We start from the raw sequence: 201 nt of genomic DNA, 5'->3' as shown, positions 1-201 counted from the left end.
GTGATAATCTGCCTGGTCTTTTCCGTACTTATATTCATTCCAAAGATATTCGGAATAGTTGGCAAAGATTCGTTGACGGTAAGGTTGCTCCAGCTTTCTCAGGTGATAATCTGCCTGGTCTTTTCCGTACTTATATTCATTCCAAAGATATTCGGAATAGTTGGCAAAGATTCGTTGACGGTAAGGTTGCTCCAGCTTTCT

Annotated in this window: 1 pseudogene; it reads right to left on the bottom strand. The window is 40.8% G+C overall.

The features are described from left to right. A pseudogene (locus BOQ64_RS23505) lies at positions 1-201 on the bottom strand (hypothetical protein); the annotation flags it as partial.

Source organism: Chryseobacterium sp. CH25, from assembly GCF_004119455.1.
In the GTDB taxonomy this organism is placed as follows: Bacteria; Bacteroidota; Bacteroidia; order Flavobacteriales; family Weeksellaceae; genus Chryseobacterium.
Note: the sequence above shows the minus strand (reverse complement) of the source record. Positions and strands in the feature narration are given on the sequence as shown.